Below are 2030 nucleotides of genomic sequence, written 5' to 3'. Positions count from 1 at the left end.
TTCGACGCCATCGGCGCCCACGACGACGAGCGGGCTTTCGCCGCGTTCTACCGGCGCTGCCGCCTGGTGACCGAGCGGTTATGGCCGACGCTGTTGGAACCGTTGCGCACCCGCAAGCACGCCCGCCGAGAGGTGGTCGACAGCGGCGACCCCGAGGCGGCCGCGTCGTGGCGGGCCATGGTCGATCGACCGATCGGCGATGCGATCGCCGATGCGATCGGCAACGACGTGGTCCGCGGCGTGGTGGCGACCGACGCGCTGATCGGCACCTTCGCTCGGCTCGACGACTCGTCGCTGCAACAGAACGTCTGTTTCCTGTACCACCTCCTCGGCGGCGGCACCGGTGAATGGCACGTCCCGATCGGTGGCATGGGTGTGGTGAGCGCGGCGCTGGCCGCCGCGGCGGTGCGCTGTGGAGCCGAAATCGTCACCGGCGCAGAGGTTTACAAAGTTGATCCGAATGGCGAGGTGCGCTACCGCCGAGACGACGACGAGCACGTGGTGCGCGGCCGATTCGTGCTGGCCGGCGTCACACCGGCGGTGCTGGCCGGCCTGCTGGGTGAGCAGGCGCCCGCACCGCTGCACGGCGCTCAGGTCAAGGTGAACATGGTGCTGCGGCGGCTGCCCCGACTGCGCGACGACAACGTGACGCCCGAGCAGGCGTTCGCCGGAACGTTGCATGTCAACGAGACCTGGACGCAGCTGGACGCGGCGTATTCACGGGCAACCGCTGGAGCGTTACCGGATCCACTGCCGTGCGAGATCTATTGCCATTCGCTGACCGACCCGACCATCCTGTCCCCCGCGCTGCGTGCATCGGGCGCTGCGACGTTGACGGTGTTCGGCCTGCATACGCCCCATTCGCTGTTCGGCGACGACGAGCCCGCGCTGGTGCGTGCTGCGCTCACGGACGCCGTGCTGAATTCATTGAATTGTGTTCTGGCCGAACCGATTCAGGAGGTTTTGATGAACGACGCGAACGGCCTGCGTTGTATCGAGACGACGACCACCCTGGACCTGGAACACGCGCTGGGAATGACCGGCGGAAACATCTTCCATGGCGCATTACGCTGGCCGTTCGCTGACGACGACGACCCGCTGGACACCGCGGCTCGGCGATGGGGCGTGGCCACCGCCCACGAGCGAATCCTGCTGTGCGGCTCGGGCGCCCGGCGCGGCGGAGCGGTCTCCGGCATCGGCGGTCACAACGCCGCGATGGCGGTGCTGGCCGCGGCTAGCTAGATGGTGGCGACCCGCTTCACCCGGCTACGCCGTGCTCGCGATCGCCACTGGCTAGCGGGAATCGATGGTGGCGTAGTTGCGCTCGGTGTAGCCGGTGTAGATCTGGCGGGGACGGCCGATCTTGCTGTCGCCTTCGTCGTGCATCTCACGCCAGTGCGCGATCCAGCCGGGCAACCGGCCCAGCGCGAACAGCACGGTGAACATCCGGGTCGGGAAGCCCAGCGCCCGGTAGATCAGCCCGGTGTAGAAGTCGACATTGGGGTAGAGCTTGCGTTCGACGAAGTAGTCATCGGTCAGCGCCGCCTCTTCGAGTTCCTTGGCGATGCTCAGCAGGTCGTCGTCACCGCCGAGTTTGGCCAGGATCTTGTCGGCCTGTTCCTTCACGATCCGGGCGCGCGGGTCGTAGTTCTTGTACACCCGGTGACCGAAGCCCATCAGCTTGACGCCTTCTTCGCGGTTCTTGACCTTGCGGACGAACTCGCCGACGTCGTCGTCGCTCATGCGGATCTTCTCCAGCATTTCCAGCACGGCCTGGTTGGCGCCGCCGTGCAGCGGGCCCCACAACGCATTGATGCCACCGGAGATCGAAGTGAACAGGTTGGCCTGCGACGACCCAACCAGCCGCACCGTCGACGTCGAACAGTTCTGCTCGTGGTCGGCGTGCAAGATGAGCAGCATGTCCAGCGCCCGAACGACCTCGGGGTCGACGTCGTAGGGCTCGGCGGGCAGCCCGAAGGTCATCCGCAGGAAGTTCTCTACCAGCGTCAGCGAGTTGTCCGGGTAGAGGA

At 66.6% G+C, this 2030-nt stretch carries 2 protein-coding genes; one reads left to right on the top strand and one right to left on the bottom strand.

What is annotated here, in order from left to right:
* Nucleotides 1-1242, top strand: a 1242-nt coding sequence (locus tag WAN71_RS07560; protein WP_422224739.1) for a phytoene desaturase family protein, incomplete at its 5' end; no start/stop codon positions are given.
* A 51-nt stretch (nucleotides 1243-1293) separates the two neighbouring features.
* Here WAN71_RS07560 and WAN71_RS07555 read toward each other — a convergent pair.
* Nucleotides 1294-2030: citrate/2-methylcitrate synthase (locus WAN71_RS07555; protein WP_422224738.1), on the bottom strand; the 737-nt coding region annotated here is incomplete at its 5' end.

This window comes from Mycobacterium sp. (assembly GCF_049280035.1).
In the GTDB taxonomy this organism is placed as follows: Bacteria; Actinomycetota; Actinomycetes; order Mycobacteriales; family Mycobacteriaceae; genus Mycobacterium.
Note: the sequence above shows the minus strand (reverse complement) of the source record. Positions and strands in the feature narration are given on the sequence as shown.